We start from the raw sequence: 20,367 nt of genomic DNA on the forward strand, positions 1-20,367 counted from the left end.
TCACCATCGCCGGCTATGAGGGCGGCACCGGCGCGTCGCCTTTGACGTCGCTCACCCATGCCGGCCTGCCCTGGGAGATCGGCCTCGCCGAAACCCAGCAGACCCTGGCGCGCAACGGCCTGCGCGGCCGGGTCTGCGTCCAGGCCGACGGCGGGCTGCGCACCGGCCGCGACGTCGCCATCGCCGCTTTGCTCGGCGCCGACGAATTCGGCTTCGCCACCGCACCTTTGATCGCTGCCGGCTGCATCATGATGCGCAAATGCCATCTCAACACCTGCCCGGTCGGCATCGCCACCCAGGATCCGCTGCTCCGCGCGAAATTCACCGGCCAGCCCGAGCATGTGGTGAACTATCTCTTCTTCGTCGCCGAGGAGCTGCGCGCGATCATGGCCGGCCTCGGCCTCCGCTCGCTGGACGAAATGACCGGCCGCGCCGACCTGCTCCGCAGCCTGGACGCGGGGGAGCATTGGAAGGCGCGGGGTCTCGATCTCTCCCGGTTGCTCGCGTGCGCGGCGCCGCATGCCCTGCACCGGCTGCAGGGCCACGCGCAGCGGCACGAGGCGCCGCTCGACGTCGCCATGCTGGATGCGCTGCAGCGCGGGCAGCGCCGCTTCGCCTTGCCAATTCGCAACGTCGACCGCAGCGTCGGCGCGCGGGTCTCGGGCGAGATGGTGGCGCGTGGACTCGGTGGGGAGCTTCACGCCTGCTTCACCGGCACCGCCGGGCAAAGCTTCGGCGCCTTCGCCCTCGCCGGGCTGACGCTGGAGCTGGTCGGCGACGCCAACGACTATGTCGGCAAGGGCTTGTGCGGCGCGCGGCTGATCGTCCGGCCGCCCGAAGAAGCTCCGCGCGAGGCGGCGGCAAACATCGTGGTCGGCAACACCTGCCTCTACGGCGCCACCTCGGGGGAGGCCTATTTCGCCGGGGTCGCCGGGGAGCGGTTCGCCGTGCGCAACTCCGGCGCGGTCGCAATCGTCGAGGGCACGGGCGACCATGGCTGCGAATATATGACCGGCGGCGTCGTTGCCGTGCTGGGCGAAGTGGGGCGCAACTTCGCGGCCGGCATGTCGGGCGGTGTCGCCTATGTCTACGATCCGCGCGGCGAGCTGGCGGCGCGGTGCAACACCGCTTCCGTCGCGATCGAGGCTCTGGGCGTGGAGCCCTGTTTCGACCCCGCCGAGCCGATGGCCGACATGCTCCGCCACGATGCCGAGCGCCTGCGCTTGCTGGTCGAGCGGCACCAGGCGCTGACCGGAAGCCGCCGCGCCGCCCGCCTGCTGGCCGATTGGGCCGCAGCGCTGCGGCACTTCGTGAAGGTCATGCCGATCGATTATCGCGCGGCCCTCCAGCGGGCCCAGGCGGCGCACGCTGCCGAGCCGGCACCCCTCGAAGCGATGGCGCTCTGAGATGGCGAACCCCACCGGCTTCCTCACCATCGAGCGCCATGAGCGGGCCTACGCGCCGGTCGAGGAGCGACTGCGCAGCTGGGCCGAGTTCGTCCGCCCGCTCCCCGTCGGCGAGGTGCGGCGGCAGGGGGAGCGCTGCATGGATTGCGGCATCCCCTTCTGCCATTCCGCCTGCCCCGTCTCGAACTACATCCCCGACTGGAACGACCTCGCCGCCCGCGGCCGCTGGCAGGAGGCGCTGGCGCGGCTCCATCGCACCAACAACTTCCCGGAATTCACCGGCCGCATCTGCCCGGCCCCCTGCGAGGCGGCGTGCACGCTGAACCTCGACGACGCGCCGGTGACGATCAAGACGATCGAATGCGCCATCATCGATCGCGGCTGGGAGGAAGGCTGGATCGTCCCCGAGATCGCGCCGCGCGGGACGGGCAAGCGCATCGCGATCGTCGGCTCCGGCCCCGCCGGGCTCGCCTGCGCCCAGCAATTGGCGCGGATGGGCCATGCGCCGACCGTGTTCGAAAAGGCCGACCGGGTCGGCGGCCTGCTCCGCTACGGCATCCCCGACTTCAAGATGGACAAGGCGCTGATCGACCGCCGCGTCGCCCAGATGGAGGCGGAAGGCGTGATCTTCCGCACCGGCATGGCGGTCGGCCGCGCCGTCTCCGTCGAGCGGCTGATGGACGATTACCACGTCCTCGTCCTCGCCGCCGGCGCCGAAGCGCCGCGCGACCTGCCGGTGCCGGGACGCGAGCTGGCTGGGGTGCATTTCGCGATGGACTATCTCACCCAGCAGAACCGGCGTGTGGCGGGCCTCGATGGGGGCGCGGAGCCCGTCGACGCGGCGGGGAAGCATGTCGTGGTGATCGGCGGCGGCGACACCGGCTCCGACTGCATCGGCACCGCCAACCGCCAGGGCGCGGCGTCGGTCACCCAGCTCGAAATCCTGCCCCGCCCGCCGCTCCGCGAAGACAAGGCGCTGATATGGCCCGAATGGCCGATGAAGCTCCGCACCTCCTCGTCGCAGGAGGAAGGCTGTGAGCGGGCGTTCGCGGCGACGACGGAAGCCTTCGTCGGCGATGGGCGGGTCGAGGCCGTGCGCTGCCGCCGTGTCGATACGGGCGAGACCCTGGCGCTGAAGGCGGACCTCGTCCTGCTCGCGATGGGCTTCACCGGTCCCGAAGCGGATGGCGCGGTCGCCCGCGCCGACGTGGCCACCACCGGCCGCGGCAACGTCGCAACGCCGCCCGGCCGCTACGCAACCTCGCGCGAGGGCGTCTTCGCCTGCGGCGATGCGCGCCGCGGCCAGTCGCTGGTGGTCTGGGCGATCCGAGAAGGCCGCGACTGCGCCGCGGAAGTGGACGCCTGGCTGAAGGTCAGCGCCTAGCCGCTTCGAGCCCGCGGGCGAGGTCGGTGATGAGGTCGTTGGCGGCTTCGAGGCCGACCGAGAGACGGAGCAGGTCCGGGTGGATGCCGGCGCGGGCCTGCGCTTCGGGCGGCATGCCGCGGTGGGTCATGGTGGCGGGGCGGCAGATAAGGGTGCTGAAGCCGCCGAGCGAGGAGGCGAGGGTGACGAGGCGGAGCGCCTTGGTAAACGCATCGGCCGCGGCGGCGCCGCCCGAAAGGCGGAAGCTGAGCATGAAGCCGGGGCCGGCCTGCTGGCGGCGGGCGAGGGCGTGATCGGGGTGGGTGTCGAGCCCCGGGTAGAAGACTTCCGACACCCCGGCCTGCGCGCTGAGCCAGGCGGCGATAAGCTGCGCGCTCGCCTGCATCTGGCGGACGCGCAGCGGCAGGGTGCGCAGGCCGCGCAGGGTCTGCCAGGCATCGAAGGCGCCGGCGTTGAGGCCGCCGGCGTTGGACCACCAGCGCAGCGTCTCGACCTGCTCTGGGTCGGCGGCGAGGAGCGCGCCGCCGAAGAGGTCGCCGTGCCCGTTCAAGGCCTTGGTGGTGGAATGGAGCACCATGTCGCAGCCCAGGGCGAGCGGGCGCTGGAGGACCGGCGTTTGCAGCGTGTTGTCCGCGAGGGTGCGGGCGCCGGCGTTGCGCGCCTGTGCGGCGCGGGCGGCGAGATCGGTGAGGCGGAGGAGCGGGTTGCTCGGCGTCTCGAACCAGACCAGTGCCGGCCCCTTCGCCAGCGCCGCTTCGAAGGCTGCACCGTCCTTCATGTCGATGAAGTCGGTGCGGATGCGGCCACGCTCGGCGAAGCCCGAGAGGAGCCGGTAGGTGCCGCCGTAGCAATCGTGCGGCGCGACCACGAGCGCGTCGGCCGGCAGCGGGAGGAGGGCGAGCAAAGCCGCCGATTGGCCCGAGCCGGTGATCACCCCTCCGGCGGCGCCTTCCAGCTCCGAAAGCAGTTCGGCGAGCTGGTCGCGATTGGGGTTCACTGTGCGCGAATAATCATAGTCCGGCTTGGTCTCGCTATCGTCCCAGCGGTACGTGTCGGAGGCGCTGAGCGGCGGCGTGAGGGCCCCGTGGCCGCCGCCCCATTCGGAGCGCGCCCGCGCAACGGCGCTGTCCGGCGCCTCGTCCGTCACGCGAGGAAGCCGGCGATGAGCGGCGCGATCATGGCGGTTTCCTTGAGGAAGGAATCGTGGCCGTAGAGGCTGTCGAGCAGGTGCAATTCGCAATTGGGAAGGGCGCCGGCGAGCGCTTCGAGCTGGTGCGGGGGGACGAGACGGTCGCTCCTCGCCCCGATCACGAGCGTCGGGTGCGGGATGGCGCTCGGGTCGACGGCGTGACGGTCGATCGAGGCGGAGAGGCTGAGGAAGCGCTCCGGCGACATGACGGAGAGGTAGGAATCCCCTCTGGCGCGGAGATAGGCGCCGGGCGCGGAGACGGCGAGCGAGGCGTCCTCCGCGTTGCCGCCGGCGAAGCGCGCGTCGAATTCTTCGGGGGTGCGGTACGTCAGCATGGCGAGGCCGCGGGCGATGGACAGCGCTTCGGCGCCGGAGCCAAGCGCCAGTCCCATGGCGACGGTGCGGCGCTGGAGCTCGCGCATCGCAGTGGCGGCGGGGTGGGGCGTCGCCGGGGCGCAGAGGATGGCGAGGCGGCGAATGCGCGCAGGGAAATGCTGGGCGAACGCGAGCCCGACCATGCCGCCGTAGGAGGCGCCGAGCAGGAGGTCCGCCGCGTCCAGCCCGAGCGAATCGAGCGCGGCGGCGACGACTTCGGCTTGCTCGACGGTGGAGGGCGCGCGAACGCCGGTCGGATCGGCCGCGAAGTCGAGGCCAACGATCCGGGCACAAGCGGGGTCGATTGGGCATCCCGCACCGACCAGTCCCCGCCACCAGCCCGGCCCGCCGTCCTTGCCGGTGCAGACGAAGCGGTCGGCGGAGATGCCGCCGAGCGCCACCACCACCGGACCGCTGCAGCCGGAGAGGCGCGCGGTCGTCGCGCCGCCGTAGCGCTGGAGGTGCGGCGGCAGCCTCACCTCGACGTCCAGCCCCTCTCCGATCGTCGTCGCCATCATGCGCCTCCGGCCGCGATCGCCGCGCGGACCCGGACGAGGTCTGCCACAATCGCCTCCGACGTGGGAGCCCCGCCGGCGCCGCGGCCGAGGCAGCGAAACACACGGCCGTCCTCGGTGGTGACCGCCGCGCCGTTCCACTCGTCGGGCAAAGCGGGAAGAGCGCGGACGTTCGCCGCCCGCGCCAGCGTCACGCGCGCCTCCAGCCCCTCCGCGGTGCGGCGCAGGCGGGCGAGCTGCACCCACCGTTCCCCGCTCGCCGCGATTGCCGCCGCCTTGGCCGCATCCAGCGTCTCCGTCTCCACCTTGAGCCCGGCCGCAGCCTCCGGTCCGAACGCCTCGATGGCAATGAGGCGGAGCTTGGCGGCGGCGTCGGCCCCGGTGAGGTCCTCGCTCGGATCCTCCTCCGCGAAGCCGGCGAGCCGGGCATCGACCAGCGCCGCCTCGAACGGGCAGCCCCGCGCGAGCCGGTCGAGCAAATAATTGACGGTGCCGTTGAGGATTCCCGCCACCTCCACCACCGGCGAGACCTGACGGGCGGCGGCGACGGTCTCCAGCACCGGCGCCGCGCCGCCCACCGCCGCGCCGTAGAGGAGCTTCGCCGCCCCGGCGCGGGCGGCGCCGGTGAGCGCCTCGTAGCGCGTGCTCACCGCCCGCTTGCTGGCACTGACCGCGTGGACCCCCATGGCGAGGCAGCGCGAGGCCAAAGCGGCGCCCGTCTTGTGACAGGAGAGCACGTCGACCAGCACGTCCGCCTCCGGATACAGGAAATGGTCGACGCTGGCGGTGAGCGGCACCGGCGGCGCGAAGGCGCGGGGGCGGGCGGTGTCGCGCACCAGGATCGATACGATCCGGTACGCCGGGTCGCCCGCCAGCCGGGCGGCGAGCGCCTGGCCGACATGGCCGTAGCCCGCCAGCGCGATGCGGAGCGGCCGCTGCGGCGCGGCGGCAAGGCCGGTCAGCGCGCTGACGGAGAGGGTGTCGTCGTCTGGAAAAGCCAGCTTCATGTCTTCATCCTTCGCTGATCGAAGGACGACGCTGCCTGGGGTCCCGTTTGGTTGCCTCAGCCGCATCGTCCCGTTGGGGACCGCCACCTTGCCCGGGAGGGCAGGTTGGCGTGGGCCGTGAAGCCCACTCTTGATGCCGAGACCGGCGCATTGCGCCTGCCTCTGAGCCCCGGTTAGCGGGGTCTGCGGCGCCGGGTCAAGTCGCCGGAATCGACCGCCAGGCGAATTTTTCACCGCACCGGGGCGTGACATTGTGCGTTCGAGCCCCGACATTGTGCGGTGCAACATGACGGACTTGACCAGCCTTCCGGCCTTCGCGGCCACCGCTCCGCCCCTGGCGGCGGCGTGGCTGCGCTGCAGCCCGGAAAAGCCGTGGGGCGTGCACAGCGCCTTTTCCGGCGGCGCCTGCACGCGCTGCGGTTGGTCGGTCGCGGAGGAGCCAATGCCATGCTGAGCGATGCGGAACTGGTGCGGCTGGCCGAGGCGATCCGCGAGCATCGCTTCATCACGGTGCGCTACAACCGCGGCCTGTCGATGCTGGCGCCCTACGGCACCTTCACCAAGCGCGACGAGCTGTATCTGACGGCGGTCACCATGGCCCGCGACGGCGTCCAGCCCGGCAAGCTCAAGCTCGGCACGTTCAAGGTTGCGGGCTTGAGCGAGCTCCAGGAAACGCCGGTCCCGTTCTCGGCACCCGGCCTCTACGCCCAAATCCAGCGCCACGCGCCCCAGGAGCGGCGGCTTTAGGCGCTAGCGCCCCGACTGCCGCTCCAGCCACCATTGGCGGATCATCGCCTGGGTGCAGCCGGTCTGGCCCCAGGCGCCGACGGTCGAGCAGCTGTTCGGCATCGTGTAGCGGCTGGCATTCTCGACCCCCGCCCAGCGCGCGGCCCAGGACATGCTCGGCGCGTCGGTCCGGCGCGTCTGGCGCAGCGCCTTGGGGATGCGGTAGCGCTCGTTCTCGGGGCGGCGGGCGCAGACGACGATCTCCCCGTCGGCGGCCTTGGGGCAGGTCTCGTTGCCGTAGACCTCGGTCGTCACCGTCTTCTGCGGCAGGCCCACGGCCGCCGCCGGCGCCGCGCTGAGAAGGATTGCCGTGGCGGCGAGGCAAGTCGGCAGGCGCCTCATCCGAGCTTCCCCGACACGATCCACGACCGGCCGAACAGCTGGACCAGCTCCACTCCGCAGAGGCGGCAGCGGCTTCGCAGGAGGCCGCGCTCGTCCGGCGTGCGCTGCGCCTCGGCGAGATGGCGGCCGAGCTTGCACCGGCCCCTGCGGGCGGCGCGGATCGGCGGGCGGCGGTTGAGGGTCGGCTTCGTCATGCCCCTTCGCTTCGAACCGCTCTTTGGCCGGGATTTTTCCCGAATGTGACACCGGTGGCGCACGCCGCGCCCGGGGCTCCGGCCGTCGCAACGTCACAAAGGAGACAAACCGCGGCAACGCGGCCGCGCCAGTTCGGCGGGGCAGCCGGAAAAGGGCGCCGGGAGCGGGCGCCAACGGGAGAAGGTCCGGCGCCAGGGAAGATATATGGGAGTGCTCACATGAAGTTCTGGCTGGCGCTGTTCGCGCTCACCTCGGCCTCCGCGGACGTCGCCTTCCGGTGGCCGGACGGGATGGTCTCGACCTTCGCGAACCTCATCTTCTGGTATCTGCTCTTCATCATGGCCGCGATCGCGCTGATGAAGATCGTCGACCGCCGCTGGCGCGAAGCGCCGGGTTTGGACGGCCCGGAGCTTGGGCCCGAGGAGGCCTAAACGACCGGCAGCCTGACCCGCGCCGACAGGCCGCCCTCGGGCCGGTTGGCGAGGGTGACCTCGCCGCCGTGCCGGCGCGCCGCGGCCCGGACGATGGCGAGGCCGAGGCCGATGCCGCCGGTGGCGCGGTTGCGGGAGCCCTCGGCGCGGTAGAACGGCTCGAAGGCGCGTTCGAGGTCGGCCTCTCCGAGGCCGGGGCCGGCGTCGGCAATCTCGACGTCCGCCCAGCCGCCGCCCGCGACCTTGATCGTCACCGTCGCGCGGTGGCCGTAGGTGACGGCGTTGTTGACGAGGTTGGCGAACAGCCGTTTGAGCAGGATCGGATCGCCCGACACGGTGGCAGGCTCGACGCCGGCGAGCGCCACGGCGCGGCCCGTGTCGGCGAGGTCGTCGACCACGCCTTCGACCAGCAAGGCGAGGTCGACCGCCTCCTGCGGCCGCGCCCGCGTCTCGTCGGCGATGAATTCGAGGGTGGAGGCGATCATCTGCTCCATCTCCTCGATCTGCAGCTCCGCCTTGGCGCGCAGCGCTTCGGGCGCGGAGGCGAGCAAAAAGGCCAAGCGGGTGAGCGGTGTCCTGAGGTCGTGCGCGATCGCGCCGACCAAAGCGGTGCGCTCGGCGACATAGCCGGCGATGCGGCGCTGCATGTCGTTGACGGCCTCGGCGGCGAGGCGGATCTCGGCCGGCCCCCTGACCTCGACGGGCGTGAGCTGCTGGCGCCGTCCCACCTTCTCCGCGGCGAGCGCGAAGGCGCGGATCGGCCGGGCGAGGCGGCTGCTGAAGAGCGAGGCCAAAGCGACGACGACGAGGACCGAGAGCAAGGTGGTGATGATCGTCCCCACCTGCCAATTCTCGAGGCGGTCGCGGCCGGCGCGGTGGAGGACCCGCCATTGTCCGTCCGGCAGCCGCGCGGCGGCGGTGAAGGCGCCGAAGATGACGGGATCGAAATGGTCGAGGCCGTATTCGGCGAGCTCCCGCCGGTCCTGGTCGGCGCCGCGGGGGAAGCGTCCCCGGTGCGATTCCTCCTGGTGGATCCGCACGTCCGCGGACGGCACGGCGAGGTAGTGGGCGAGCGCGATCGCCACCATTCCATCGGTGTCGGTGGCGGCATGGAGACGCGGCGGCGCGGCGGCGAGGCTGGTCGCGATGCCGCTGGTCGTCTTGGCGATCGGCGCGCCGTTGAGGAGCCGCGACATCTCGTAGGCAGAGAGCGGGATGTCGCGCGGCGGCGGGCGCAGCAGGATCGCGCCGAGATTGACCGCCGTCAGCAGCACCGCCGTGCCGATGGCGACGAGAAGCGTGCGGCTGAGGATCGTGTCCGGGAAGCGCAGGCGGCGGCCGCTCACCTTTTGGCGACCTTGGGCAGGAACATATAGCCTTCGTTGCGGACGGTGCGGATCAGCTCGGACTTGGTGCGGGTGGCGAGCTTGCGCCGGAGCCGGCTGACCTGCGTGTCGATCGCCCGGTCGAAGGCGTCGCTGTCCGGCCCGCGGGCATATTCGAGCAATTGGTCGCGGGTCAGCACGCGCTGCGGCCGCTCGACGAACACCCGCAGCAGCGAGAATTCGCCCTCCGACAGGCTGATGATGACGTTGGAAGGATCGCGCAGCACCCGGCGGATGACGTCGAAGGTCCAGTCCTCGAAGCTGAAGGCGGTGGCGACGTCGTCCGCCTCCTCGACCTGGTGCTGGCGCCGCAGCAAGGCGCGGATGCGGGCCAGGAGCTCGCGGGGGCTGACAGGCTTTGCCAGATAGTCGTCGGCGCCCACCTCGAGTCCGACGATGCGATCGGTCTCGCTGCCCAGAGCCGAGACCATGATGATGCCGAGATCGAGCCGGCCGCTCAAACTCCGGGCCAAGGAGAGCCCATCCTCACCGGGCATCATCACGTCCAGGACGACGATGCTGACCCGCTCCTGCTCGAGCAGCTTGCGCATCGTCTGGCCGCCGTCGGCCTGAAACACCGTATAGCCGTGCCCGCCGAGGAACTCGGCGATGAGGCCGCGCAGCGCCTCGTCGTCGTCGACCAGCAGGATGCGGCTCTTCTCGTCCACGAAATTGGTTTCCATCAACATGATGCCGGTTTGGCGTGCGCGCTTATACCGGGTTTTTCGGCCCCGTCAGGAACCGGACACAAAGCGTGGCGCCGCCGCCACTTACGCCGGCTCGTTCAACGGACGAGCGCCGCCAGCGGCACCGCCGCCGCCATGGCGGCATAGCCGCCGGGGGAGGGGTGGAGGTGGTCGCCCGAATCGTAGGCCGGGAGCAGGCGCTCGGGGTGCGCGGGGTCGCGCGCGACCCGGTCGAAGTCCACGACGGCATCGAAGTGGCCGGGGGCGCGGATCCAGGCGTTGATCGCCTGCCGATCCGCCTCCGTCGCGGCGTCGGGATGGTAGTAGCCGGAGCCGACGAAGGGCGTGAGGGTGCCGCCAAGGATGCGCAGACCCCGTTCGTGCGCTCGCTCGACGATCTGCCGATAGGCGCCGACGATCCGCGCGACCAGGACGGTGTGCTCGGTGGGGCTCAGCGGGCGCTCGCGGGTGGCGGTGCCGAGATCGTTGATGCCTTCGAGGAGGATCACGCTGCGCACACCCGCTGCGGCGAGGACGTCGCGGTCGAAGCGGGCAAGGGCATTGGGGCCGAGACCGTCGAGGAGCAGGCGGTTGCCGCCGATCCCGGCATTGGCGACGGCGATGTCGCCATAGCCGGCGCGCAGCAGGCGCTCCGCAAGCCGGTCGGGCCACCTGTCGTCGACGTCGGTCGTGGCGCCGTGGCCGTCGGTGATGGAGTCGCCGAGGGCGACGATCGTGGCGCCCGCGCCGCCGGCTTCGGTCTCGACGCCGGAGAGCTGGTACCAATGTTCGGCCTTCGTAGCGCCAGGGAGGGTGCCGGCGCCGACGAGGTTGCCGCGGGCAAGCCAGGAGGTGGCGCGGGAGCCGGGATGGCCGGTCTGCTGCTGCGGCGCGGCCGTGAAGTGGATGCTGACGGCGAGGCGGGTGCGGGGCCTCACCATGAGCGCGACCGGGTCCGAAAGGATTTCGGCGCCGGCGGGGATGGTCACCTCCGTCCCGCCTCCGAACCGCAACGGCCGCGCCCCGGTGATCGACCCCGGCGTCCGTCCGGCGAGGGCGATGCCGGCGGCGTCGATGTTCAGCGGTGCCGTGCCGAACGCGTTCGACAAGCGCACCCTCACCCTCCGGCCGCCCGCGGAGAGGCGGACGACCTGCCGCAGCGTTGCATCGCGCAGCGCTTCGGGAGGAAGAGCATTGGTCGGCTCGGGCACTTGTTGCGCGGACGCCCAGCTCAGCACCCATCTTTGGGAGGCGGGTGCCGGGGCGGCGGCGAGCGTCGCCAGCAAGGGGACCATGGCAAGCAGGCGGCGAATCATGTGCCGGTTCTCCGTCGGGGCTTGCGTTACCGCTAACATTGCGCAGAAACTGGGGCCATGCTGCGCCGTGCCGCCCTGTTTCTTGCTCTCGCCGCGGCCTTCGCCGCTCCCGCTCCCGCGGCGCCTCCGGCCGTCGGGGCGCGGGCCCCGGCCTTCGCGGCGCTCGTCCCGCCGGGCGCCGAGGTGCGGATCCTCGCCGACGGCTTCAGCTGGGCGGAGGGCCCGGTGTGGGTGGCAGACGGCGGCTATTTGCTGCTGAGCGACGTGCCGAAGAACCGCATCTATCGCTGGTCTCCCGGCGCGGTCGCGGCGAGTGTCTTCCTCGAGCCTTCAGGCGGAACGGAGGCGGCCGGATTCCGCGAGCCCGGGTCGAACGGGCTGAAGCCGGGCGGTCCCGGACTCCTCCTCCTCGCCGACCAGGGCCATCGCGGCATCGCCTTGCTCGACCTGCGCACCAAGGCGAAGCGGATGCTGGCGGAGCGGTTCGAGGGCCGGCGGTTCAATTCGCCCAACGACCTCGCGGTCGGCCCCGACGGCGCGATCTGGTTCACCGATCCGCCTTACGGGCTCGAGGGGATCGACGCCTCGCCGCTCAAGGAGCAGCCGGTGAACGGCGTCTATCGCCGCGCGCCGGATGGCCGCGTCACGCGCGTGGAGGCCGGGCTGCGATATCCGAACGGCATCGCCTTCTCTCCCGACGGCCGCACGCTCTACGTCTCCAACTCCGATCCGCAGCGGGCGGTGATCCTCGCCTGGGACGTCTCGGCCAGCGGAACCCTGTCCCGCCGCCGCGTCTTCGCGGACATGACCGCGCTCGCCGCCAAGGGCCTGCCGGGGCTGCCCGACGGGATGACCGTCGATGACCGCGGGAACCTCTGGGCGACCGGGCCAGGCGGCGTCCACGTCTTCACCGCGGCCGGGCGCGAGATCGGCCTCGTCTCGACCGGCGCGGCCATTTCCAACTGCACCTTCGGCGGACCCGATGGGCGCACCCTGTTCATGACCTCGACGCACGTCCTGGCGGCAGTGCGCACGAACGTCCGCGGCGCGCCGGTGCGGCTGCCGAAGCTGAGGTGATGGGATGAACGACGACATCTCCCGCCGCGGACTCCTCGGCCTGGGATTGGCCGCCGCCGCTTTGCCGACGCTCGGGCGGGCGCAGGGCGACGGCGTCGGCTTCGCGGTGGTGGGGCTGGGCAAGCTGTCGCTCGGCCAGATCGTCCCCGGCTTCGCCCATTGCCGCAGCGCGCGGCTGGCGGCTCTGGTCAGCGGCCATGCGGAAAATGCGAACCGCCTTGCCGCCGAGCACAAGCTGCCGGCACGCTCGGTCTACGGCTACGAGGATTTCGACCGCATCGCCGCCGATCCGCGGATCGAGGTGGTCTACATCGTGCTGCCGAACTTCCTCCACGCGGAGTACACGATCCGCGCCTTGAAGGCCGGCAAGCACGTCCTGTGCGAGAAGCCGATGGCGACCAGCGTCGGCGATGCGGAACGGATGATCGCGGCGGCCAAGGCGGCCAACCGCAAGCTGATGATCGCCTATCGCTGCCACTACGAGCCGCTCAACCTCTACGCGATGCGCAAGATGCGGGCCGGCGCGCTCGGCCGGCCGCGGCTCGTCGTCACCAACATGGGCCGGCAGTCGGACCTCTCCGACCCGTCCGACGCGTGGCGGCTCGACCTGGTCAAGTCGGGCGGCGGCGCGCTCACCGACATGGGCATCTACGGCATCAACGGTGCGCGCTACCTGTTGAACGAGGAGCCGGTCGAGGTCCGCGCCTGGGCGCAGACCGACCGGCGGGACCCCCGCTTCCAAACGGTGGAGGACATGATCGCCTGGGAATTCCGCTTCCCCTCCGGCGCCCTCTCCACCGGCACCACCTCGTTCGACCAGGCGGGGACGATGGCGTGGGAAGTCTACGGCACAAGCGGCAAGATGAATGCCGACCCCGGCTGCTTCTACGGCGGCAACCGCCTCGTGCTCGGCGGCATGCCGGGTGAGCGGGAGCCGAAGATCGTCGAGATCGACCAGTTCGCGCGGGAGATGGACTGGATGGCCGACGTGGTGCGCGGGCGGGCGCCAATGGTCTCGCCCGGCGAAGAGGGGCTGCAGGATATGCGGTTGATGCACGCGATCCTCGAATCGGTGGCGCGCGGCGGCGCGACGGTGCGGACCGCCTGGAACTATCGCCGCGCCGTCGATCCCGCCACGGCGGTGCCGGCATGAAGGCCGCTCTCCTGGCCGCGCTGCTGGTGAGTGCCGCTCCGGCCGCGGCACAGGTGTGGCGCGACCCTTCACAGCCGATCGAGCGGCGGGTGGACGATCTCGTCTCCCGCCTGACGCTCGAGGAGAAAGCGGCGCAGATGCAGGATGCGACGCCCGCCATCCCGCGGCTCGGCATCCCGTCTTACTCCTTCTGGAACGAGGCGCTGCACGGCGTCGCCCGCGCCGGCGAGGCGACCGTCTTCCCGCAGGCGATCGGCATGGCGGCGACGTGGGACAAAAGGCTGATTCGCGCCGAGGGCGAGACGATCGCGCTGGAAGGCCGCGCCAAGTTCAACCAGGCGCAGCGCGAGGGGAACAGGGGCCGCTATTTCGGCCTCACCTTCTGGTCGCCCAACATCAACATCTTCCGCGATCCGCGCTGGGGGCGGGGCCAGGAGACGCTCGGCGAGGACCCGTATCTGACGGGCGTGCTGGCGACCGAGTTCATCCGCGGCATCCAGGGTCCCGACCCGCTTCTGTCGCCGGCGCTGGCGGCGTCGAAGCACCTCGCGGTCCACAGCGGACCGGAGCCGCTGCGCCACGGCTTCAACGTCGCTCCGTCCCGGCAGGACCTCGCCGAGACCTACCTCCCCGCCTTCCGACGCACCGTCGTCGACGGTAAGGTCGCGTCGATCATGTGCGCCTACAATGCGCTGGACGGGAAGCCCGCCTGCGCCAATCCGGAGCTGCTCACCGGCCTCATCCGCCGCGACTGGGGCTTTTCCGGCTACGTCGTCTCCGACTGCGGCGCGATCGACGACATTACCACCGGCCACCATTTCACCCGCACCAACGTCGAGGGCGTCGCCGCGGCGGTGAAGGCGGGGACCGACCTCGCCTGCGACATGAAGGACGAATATCTCGACATCCCCAAGGCGGTGGCGGCGGGGCTGCTGACGCAAGGCGAGGTGGATACGGCGCTGAAGCGGGTGCTCGCCGGGCGGATGCGGCTCGGCATGTTCGATCCCACGCCGCCCTTCGCGAACGTGCCGCTCTCCGCCAACCATGCGCCCGAGCACCGCGCGCTGTCGCTCCAGGCGGCGCGCGAGGCGATCGTGCTCTTGAAGAACGGCGGCATCCTGCCGCTGCGGCCCGGCAAGCGCGTGGCGGTGCTCGGGCCGGGCGCCGCCTCGCTCATCTCGCTTGAAGGCAATTACAACGGCACGCCGGTCGGCGCCGTGCTGCCGCTCGACGCGCTCGCCGCCGACTATCGCGCCGCCTACGCGCAGGGCTCCGTCTTCGTCGATGGCGCCGCGGTCCCCGTTCCGCGCACCGCGCTCTCCGGGGTCAAGGCGCGCTTCTATGCCGGCACGGAACTGGCTGGGCCGCCGCTCGCGGTGCGGGACGAGCGGGAGATCGACCACAATTGGAACTGGCTCGCGCCGGCACCGGGAGTCGATCCGAAGAGCTTCTCCGTGCGATGGGAAGGGACGCTGCAGCTTCCCGCGGGGGGCGACTACAGCTTCGAGCTCCAGCGCCGCCGCTGCGACGCCGCGGCGACCGTGGAGCGCTACTCGATCCGCATCGACGGCGCCGAGCCGCTGCGGGTCGAGAGCCCCTGCTCGGCCCGCGACGCCGGCGAAGGGCAGGTGGTGAAGCTCCACGCCGCCGACACCCGTCCGCGCCGGATCGTCGTCGAATATGCCCACCGCTCCCCCAGCTACGCCCCGGCGATCACCCTGGCGTGGCGGGCGCCGGCGGAGGCGCAGCTTGCCGAGGCCGTGGAAAAGGCGCGCGGCGCCGACGTGGTGGTCGCCTTCGTCGGCCTCACCGCCTGGCTCGAGGGCGAGGAGATGCCCGTCAAGGTCCCCGGCTTCGAAGGCGGCGACCGCACCGACATCCGCCTGCCGGAGGCGCAGCGGCGGCTGCTCGCTGCCCTGGAGGCGACCGGGAAGCCGGTGGTCGTGATTCTGCAGAGCGGCTCGGCCGTCGCGCTCGGCGCGGAGGGCCGGCGCGCGGCGGCAATCGTCGAGGCTTGGTATGGCGGCGAGCAGGGCGGTCAGGCGATCGCCGACGTCCTGACCGGCCGCGTCAACCCGGCGGGGCGCCTGCCGGTCACCTTCTACGCCGACAACGCCCAGCTGCCGGCCTTCGCGGACTACGCGATGGCGAACCGCACCTATCGCTATTTCCGCGGGCAGCCGGAATATTCGTTCGGCCACGGCCTCAGCTACACGCGCTTCACCTATTCCGGCCTTGCCGCGAGCCCGGAGGTCCGCGCGGGCGAGGGGCAGGCGGTGCGCGTCACGGTCCGGAACGCCGGAGCGGTGGCCGGCGACGAGGTCGTCCAGCTCTATGTGGAGACGCCCTCGCTGTCGGGGACGCCGCGGCGGTCGTTGAAGGCCTTCGAGCGCATCCACCTCGCCCCCGGGGAAGCGCGGACCGTCACCTTCCAGCTCGCCCCCCGTGACCTCGCCTTTGCCGACGAGAGCGGCGCCACGCGGGTACGGGCCGCGGATTACCGGCTGTGGGTCGGCGGCGGCCAGCCTGGAATGAGCGCGTCCGGCGTGGCGGCGACCTTCCGCGTCACCGGCGAGGCGACGCTGCCGCGCTGAGGCGCCACTGCCGCGCGGCGAAGGCGAGGAAGGCTGGCCAGTTGCGCGCGTTGGAATGGCCGCCATCCTGTTGCCGAAAGGCGATACGGCCTTCGGTCCGGCCTTCGTTGATCGCCGGATAGGCTTCGCCGACCAGCCCCGGTGCACCGAGCAGGCGCCATGCCGGCGTCGCCGCCCTTGCCGCCTCGAAGCTGCCCCTCGGGTCGACCCAGCCGTCGGCGTCGAAGCGGCCGGCCCCAAAGAACAGCGGTCGCGGCGCGGCGAGGGCGATGAGGCTGTGGGCGTCGAACGGCAGGTCGTCGACTGTGCGCGGGCCGGCATGAAGGAGGAAGGCCGGGGCGAACCAATGATACTCGCCCGAAGCGGCGAGGTTTCCGATCCGCTCGCCGAAGTCGCGGCGGAGCAGCTTCGCCCCGCCGGCGCCGGACGAGCCGATAAAACCCATCGAGAAGCCAGGCTCGAACGCCATCGTCACCAGCGCCGCCTTGCCGTAGCGCGACAGCCCTTCCACGGCGACCCGGCTGCGGTCGATGCGCGGGTCCCGGGCGAGCAGGTCGAGCGCGCGGCCCGCGCCCCAGGCCCAGGCGCGCAGGGCGCCCCATTCGTGCGGCCCGCGCGGCTTCCCGCCCGCCGCGGCGCCGATCACGCCGTCCGCGAGGCCGGCGCCGTCGTCGGGCTGGACGGTGCGCGGATCGAGGATCGCATAGCCCCAGCCGCGGCGGAGGATCTGGGCCGTCCAGGGATCGGCGGGCGCCGGCTGTGGCGGGAAGCCGGGGAAGCGGAAGCCTTCCGGGAAGCCGAGCTCGAGGATGACGGCGACAGGGCCCGGCGCACCCTCCGGCACCGTCAGCCACAGGTCGATGGCAAGTTTCGTCCCCGCTGCGCCCCCACGATAATGGCGGGCGAGAACGGGGATGCCGTCCTTCAGCGCATGTGCGGTAGAGTCGAGCCGCCAGACGATCGTCGGCGCTGTCGCGGGGACGCGGCCGACCATCTCGTCCTCGATCATCCGGACGAGCTGCGGCCGCCGCACCGTCCACCACCAGCGGGCCGTGGGCTTGGCGACCGTGAGCAGCGGCGGCAGCGGCGAGGTGAGCCCCGCCTTCGCCTCGTCGTAATTGACGGCGTTGGCCGCAGCGCGGTTGTAGCCGTCGGCGCCGGGGCGAAGGCTGGCGATGCCGAGGCGGGCGAGGGTCGCCTTGTAATCCGCCTCGGTCGCGGCGCGGCGCTCAGCCGAGGGTGGCTGCGCAGCTACGGCACTGGCGGCGAGGGCGGCGAGCGCGAGAACCCTTCTCACCGCCCCTCCGCCTCGATCTCGCGATAGAAGCCGGCGAGAACGTCGAACGCTAGCTTGCGCTGGCCCGTCTCCGAGATGAGGCCCTTGCGGTTCCAGCCCTGCTGGAAGACCGGGTGCTGGCGGCGCGGGGAGCGGAAGTCCTTGAGGATCCAGGGCGACATGCCGGCGAGGAAGGGAATCTTCGCCGCCATCGCCAGCGTCTGGCGGTAATATTCGGCTTGGAATTCCTCCGAATATTTGCGCAGCGTCGCCGGGTCGTGGAAGCCCGCTTTGGCATCGGCGCCGAGTTCGGACAGGATCAGCGGCTTGTCCTCGTTCACCCGCCAGCCGATCGCCGGCAGGTCGGCGAGACGGTCGTCCGTATACCAGCCATTGTAGGTGTTGACCGCCAGTACATCGAGCGACGCGGCGAGCGGATCGTCGAGGACCATCACCGGGTGCCCGTCCCGCTGCTCCCGGCGGGTGAGGAGGGCGGCGGTGACGAGGCGGGTGTCGTCGAGCTTGCGCACGTCACCGGCGAGGGCGGCGAGGAAGGCGTTGCGGTCGGCGCCGACCGGCGTCTCGTTGCCGACGCTCCACAGGGCGATGGCGGCGCGGTTGCGGTCGCGCAGGATGTTCTCGGCGAGCATCGTTCGGGCCAGCGCCAGCGTCTCCGGCCGGCCGAAGGCGACGCGCCAGTAGACGGGGATCTCGCTCCACACGATCAGCCCCATCTCGTCGGCGGCCCGGGTCATCGCCTCCGCATGCGGATAGTGGGCGAGGCGGACGAAATTGCCGTGGAGGCCGGTCTTGACCTCGGCGAGCAGGGCGCGGGCGGCGGCGGGTGTCATCGCCCGGGTCGGGTCGGCGCCGAGCTCCTCCTCATGGACCGAAATGCCGCGCAGGAAGATCGGCTTGCCGTTGAGCAGGATCTGGCGGCCGCGGACGGCGATGGTGCGGAAGCCGATGCGGTCGGTGAGGCGATCCTCCCCGGCTTCGACAATGACGTCGTAGAGGGTGGGGCTGTCGGGTGACCAGCGCTTGAGGGTACGCGGCGCCGCCGCCTCGACGGACCAGCTGCCGTCGGCGGCGCTGCGTGCGGTGAGAAGGAGCCCCGCAACTCGCACCCGCACCTCCGCGCCGGCCGCCGCCGGTCCGTCGAGCCGGCCGCTCGCCCGGATGTGGCCGTCGCGGGTGAGGCGGATCCAGGCATCGTCGACGTAGGTTGCCGGCACCTCGATGAGGCGGACGGGGCGGGTGAGACCGCCGTAGGTCTCCCAATCGGTGACCGTCGGCGGCACCGTCGCGTCGGAGCGCTGGGAATCGACGCCGACCGTCACCTGGTTGGCGCCGGCGCGGAGCAGCCCCGTCACCTCGAACGCGAAGGGGGTGAAGCCGCCCTCGTGGCTGCCGACCCGCTTGCCGTTCACGAAGACATCGGCGCGATATTCGGCGGCGCCGAAGCGCAGGAAATAGCGGCGGCCCGCGCGCGGCTGCGCTTCGAAGCCGCGCTGGTACCAGACGAGGCCGTCATAATGGCGCATGGTCGGATCGTGGTTGATCCAGGAGGAGGGGAGGGTGGCGATCGGGGAGCGCGCCATGTCGAACTCGAACAAGGCGTTGGGGTGCTTCGCCATCTCCGCCTCGACATCGACATCGGCATAGCGGCGGTGGCCGAGGCCCGGCTCCTCCCCGTGGAAGCCGGCGACGCCGTCGCGATAGGGGTCGGCGGACCAGTGCCAGGGGCCGGTGAGGTCCTGCGCCGGGCGGATGTCGCCGGCGACGAGCACCGGGGCGGCGGACCCGGGCGTGGCGAGGGAGACGAGGAGGAGGGCGAGCAGAGCTTTCATGGGACTTCCGCGAATTTGGTGACGGGGGCGTAAAGCGGGTTGATGACGTGGGTGACGGCGAGCGCGATCAGGTACGCCATGCCCGAGACGATGAAGATCGGCGTGTAGGAGCCGAAGCTCTGCAGCACCCAGCCGGCATATTTCGCCATCAGCATGCCGCCGGCCGCGCCCGCAAAGCCGCCGAGGCCGACGACGGAGCCGACCGCCCAGCGCGGGAAGAGGTCGGCGGGCATCGAGAAGAGGTTGGCTGAGAAGCCCTGGTGGCCTGCGCAGGCGAGGCCGATGAGCAGCACCGCAACCCACACGCCCGGCGCCGCCATCGCGAAGGCGACCGGCATCACGATGAGGGCCGCGCCGAGCATCGCCCGTTTGCGCGCCCGCCCGAGCGCGACGCCGCGGCCGAGGAGGCGCGAGCTATACCAGCCGCCGAGCACGGAGCCGACGTCGGCGAGGATGTAGATGGCGACGAGCGGCAAGCCGAAGCTCTTGAGATCGAGGTGATAGCGCTTCGAGAAGAAGTCCGGCAGCCAGAACAGGAAGGTCCACCAGATCGGGTCGATCAGGAACCGGCCGGCCATATAGGCCCAGGCTTGGCGGGTGGCGAGGAGGCGGCGCCAGGCGACCGGCTTCTGCTCCGCCGCCGGCTCGGATTCGATGAGGGCGAGCTCCGCCGCGCCGAGGCGGCGATGCTGGCGGGGGGCGCGGTAGTAGAGAAGCCAGACGGCGATCCAGACGAGGTTGAAGAGGCCGGTGACGACGAAGGCCGACTGCCAGCCCCAGGCCAGCGCCAGCGCCGGCACGAGCAGCGGCGTCACGATCGCGCCGACATTGGCGCCGGCGTTGAAGATGCCGATCGCGAAGGCGCGCTCGCGGCGCGGGAACCACTCGCCGGCGGCGGCCAAGGCGGCTGGGTAGGTCCCGGATTCGCCGGCCGCCAGCAGCACCCGCACGAGCGTGAAGCCGGCGGTGGTGCGGAAGAAGACGTGCGCCATGTGCGCGAGCGTCCACACCCCCATCGCCAGCGCGTAGCCGAGCCGCGGTCCAATGCGGTCGATCAGTCGGCCGAACAGCAGGAAGCCGATGCCGTAGGCGGCCTGGAACCAGAAGACGACGTCGCCATAGCCGGTCTCCGACCAGCCGTAGAGGTGCTGCAGCGTCGGCTTCAGGACCGGCAGGACGAGCCGGTCGATGTAGGAAAGGACGATGGCGGCGAAGAGGAGGCCGCAAATTACCCAGCGGACGTGGCCGGTGCGGGCGGGAGGTGGGGCGGTTCCGGCGTCGCTCACTCGTCCTCCCCTCCCGCGTGTGAGCGCTAACATTGCTGGCGCGGAGGCGAACGAGTCAAGCTCCTCCCCGGGACGGCCGGACGTGTTTGCTCGTCGCCCCAGCGAAGGCTGGGG

At 71.6% G+C, this 20,367-nt stretch carries 18 protein-coding genes and 1 riboswitch; of the genes, 7 read left to right on the plus strand and 11 right to left on the minus strand.

From position 1 onward, the window contains the following. Together VGC56_RS00310 and VGC56_RS00315 are read left to right on the plus strand one after the other, a co-directional pair. A partial coding sequence (locus VGC56_RS00310; RefSeq protein WP_464122461.1) for a GltB/FmdC/FwdC-like GXGXG domain-containing protein occupies positions 1-1,406 on the plus strand: 1,406 nt, incomplete at its 5' end. Position 1,407: 1 nt separating this feature from the next. Further along, positions 1,408-2,790, plus strand: coding sequence for a glutamate synthase subunit beta (locus VGC56_RS00315; RefSeq protein WP_464122465.1), 1,383 nt, complete (start codon positions 1,408-1,410; stop codon positions 2,788-2,790). On the opposite strand, the gene VGC56_RS00320 is transcribed toward VGC56_RS00315, so the two are convergent. The 3 genes from VGC56_RS00320 to VGC56_RS00330 are packed head-to-tail and all read right to left on the minus strand — an operon-like array spanning position 2,780 to position 5,876. After that, entirely contained in the window at positions 2,780-3,937 is a 1,158-nt protein-coding gene (locus VGC56_RS00320; protein ID WP_464122467.1) for a trans-sulfuration enzyme family protein, read from the minus strand. The two genes, VGC56_RS00315 and VGC56_RS00320, sit on opposite strands and share 11 nt — an antisense overlap. Then, positions 3,934-4,869 carry an alpha/beta fold hydrolase gene (locus tag VGC56_RS00325; protein WP_464122469.1) on the minus strand — a complete coding sequence of 312 codons (936 nt, stop codon included), beginning with the start codon at positions 4,867-4,869 and terminating at the stop codon, positions 3,934-3,936. Before VGC56_RS00325 ends, VGC56_RS00320 begins: the two co-directional genes overlap by 4 nt. Then, a complete protein-coding gene (locus VGC56_RS00330; RefSeq protein ID WP_464122471.1) occupies positions 4,869-5,876 on the minus strand; it encodes a hypothetical protein in 1,008 nt (335 codons plus the stop codon). The genes VGC56_RS00325 and VGC56_RS00330 overlap by 1 nt, the downstream gene beginning before the upstream one ends. Positions 5,877-5,913: 37 nt before the next feature. Next, positions 5,914-6,018, minus strand: a riboswitch (SAM-I-IV-variant riboswitch). Between the two features lie 305 nt (positions 6,019-6,323). On the opposite strand from VGC56_RS00330, the gene VGC56_RS00335 reads away from it, so the two are divergent. Beyond that, positions 6,324-6,623 (plus strand): WYL domain-containing protein, encoded by a 300-nt coding sequence (locus VGC56_RS00335; protein WP_464122473.1) that lies wholly within the window; start codon positions 6,324-6,326, stop codon positions 6,621-6,623. A 3-nt stretch (positions 6,624-6,626) separates the two neighbouring features. Here VGC56_RS00335 and VGC56_RS00340 read toward each other — a convergent pair whose 3' ends face one another. Both VGC56_RS00340 and VGC56_RS00345 read right to left on the minus strand, forming a co-directional pair. After that, positions 6,627-7,004 carry a hypothetical protein gene (locus VGC56_RS00340; RefSeq protein WP_464122476.1) on the minus strand — a complete coding sequence of 126 codons (378 nt, stop codon included), beginning with the start codon at positions 7,002-7,004 and terminating at the stop codon, positions 6,627-6,629. Continuing rightward, positions 7,001-7,198, minus strand: a complete 198-nt coding sequence (locus tag VGC56_RS00345) for a hypothetical protein (RefSeq protein ID WP_464122478.1) — start codon at positions 7,196-7,198, stop codon at positions 7,001-7,003. The genes VGC56_RS00340 and VGC56_RS00345 overlap by 4 nt, the downstream gene beginning before the upstream one ends. A 219-nt stretch (positions 7,199-7,417) precedes the next feature. Between VGC56_RS00345 and VGC56_RS00350 the strand changes: the two genes are divergently transcribed. After that, positions 7,418-7,630 carry a hypothetical protein gene (locus VGC56_RS00350; RefSeq protein ID WP_464122480.1) on the plus strand — a complete coding sequence of 71 codons (213 nt, stop codon included), beginning with the start codon at positions 7,418-7,420 and terminating at the stop codon, positions 7,628-7,630. Here VGC56_RS00350 and VGC56_RS00355 read toward each other — a convergent pair. The 3 genes from VGC56_RS00355 to VGC56_RS00365 all read right to left on the minus strand — a co-directional run bounded on the left by VGC56_RS00355 (position 7,627) and on the right by VGC56_RS00365 (position 11,017). Then, positions 7,627-8,976, minus strand: coding sequence for an ATP-binding protein (locus tag VGC56_RS00355; RefSeq protein ID WP_464122483.1), 1,350 nt, complete (start codon positions 8,974-8,976; stop codon positions 7,627-7,629). The two genes, VGC56_RS00350 and VGC56_RS00355, sit on opposite strands and share 4 nt — an antisense overlap. Continuing rightward, positions 8,973-9,704: a response regulator gene (locus tag VGC56_RS00360; RefSeq protein ID WP_464122485.1), complete on the minus strand. Its 732-nt coding sequence runs from the start codon at positions 9,702-9,704 to the stop codon at positions 8,973-8,975. The genes VGC56_RS00355 and VGC56_RS00360 overlap by 4 nt, the downstream gene beginning before the upstream one ends. 95 nt (positions 9,705-9,799) lie before the next feature. Beyond that, the gene (locus VGC56_RS00365; protein WP_464122486.1) at positions 9,800-11,017 is read right to left on the minus strand and encodes an SGNH/GDSL hydrolase family protein; all 1,218 of its coding nucleotides are present in this window, start codon (positions 11,015-11,017) and stop codon (positions 9,800-9,802) included. Between the two features lie 57 nt (positions 11,018-11,074). Between VGC56_RS00365 and VGC56_RS00370 the strand changes: the two genes are divergently transcribed. From VGC56_RS00370 to VGC56_RS00380, 3 genes are read left to right on the plus strand one after another with little or no spacing between them, the layout of a single operon-like run. Continuing rightward, positions 11,075-12,094 (plus strand): SMP-30/gluconolactonase/LRE family protein, encoded by a 1,020-nt coding sequence (locus VGC56_RS00370; RefSeq protein ID WP_464122489.1) that lies wholly within the window; start codon positions 11,075-11,077, stop codon positions 12,092-12,094. 4 nt (positions 12,095-12,098) lie between these two features. Continuing rightward, the gene (locus tag VGC56_RS00375) at positions 12,099-13,247 is read left to right on the plus strand and encodes a Gfo/Idh/MocA family protein (RefSeq protein WP_464122492.1); all 1,149 of its coding nucleotides are present in this window, start codon (positions 12,099-12,101) and stop codon (positions 13,245-13,247) included. Then, the gene (locus tag VGC56_RS00380) at positions 13,244-15,841 is read left to right on the plus strand and encodes a glycoside hydrolase family 3 C-terminal domain-containing protein (RefSeq protein WP_464122495.1); all 2,598 of its coding nucleotides are present in this window, start codon (positions 13,244-13,246) and stop codon (positions 15,839-15,841) included. Before VGC56_RS00375 ends, VGC56_RS00380 begins: the two co-directional genes overlap by 4 nt. Here the strand turns inward: VGC56_RS00380 and VGC56_RS00385 are convergent. Genes VGC56_RS00385 through VGC56_RS00395 form a run of 3 tightly spaced genes read right to left on the minus strand, consistent with a single transcriptional unit; the run spans position 15,813 to position 20,286 of the window. Continuing rightward, positions 15,813-17,138: an alpha/beta hydrolase family protein gene (locus VGC56_RS00385; RefSeq protein WP_464122497.1), complete on the minus strand. Its 1,326-nt coding sequence runs from the start codon at positions 17,136-17,138 to the stop codon at positions 15,813-15,815. The two genes, VGC56_RS00380 and VGC56_RS00385, sit on opposite strands and share 29 nt — an antisense overlap. Continuing rightward, positions 17,135-18,967 (minus strand): glycoside hydrolase family 2 protein, encoded by a 1,833-nt coding sequence (locus VGC56_RS00390; protein WP_464122499.1) that lies wholly within the window; start codon positions 18,965-18,967, stop codon positions 17,135-17,137. Before VGC56_RS00390 ends, VGC56_RS00385 begins: the two co-directional genes overlap by 4 nt. Then, the gene (locus VGC56_RS00395) at positions 18,964-20,286 is read right to left on the minus strand and encodes an MFS transporter (protein ID WP_464122501.1); all 1,323 of its coding nucleotides are present in this window, start codon (positions 20,284-20,286) and stop codon (positions 18,964-18,966) included. The genes VGC56_RS00390 and VGC56_RS00395 overlap by 4 nt, the downstream gene beginning before the upstream one ends. Between the last annotated feature and the right edge of the window lie 81 nt (positions 20,287-20,367).

Source organism: Allosphingosinicella sp., assembly GCF_036403745.1.
GTDB lineage: Bacteria > Pseudomonadota > Alphaproteobacteria > Sphingomonadales > Sphingomonadaceae > Allosphingosinicella.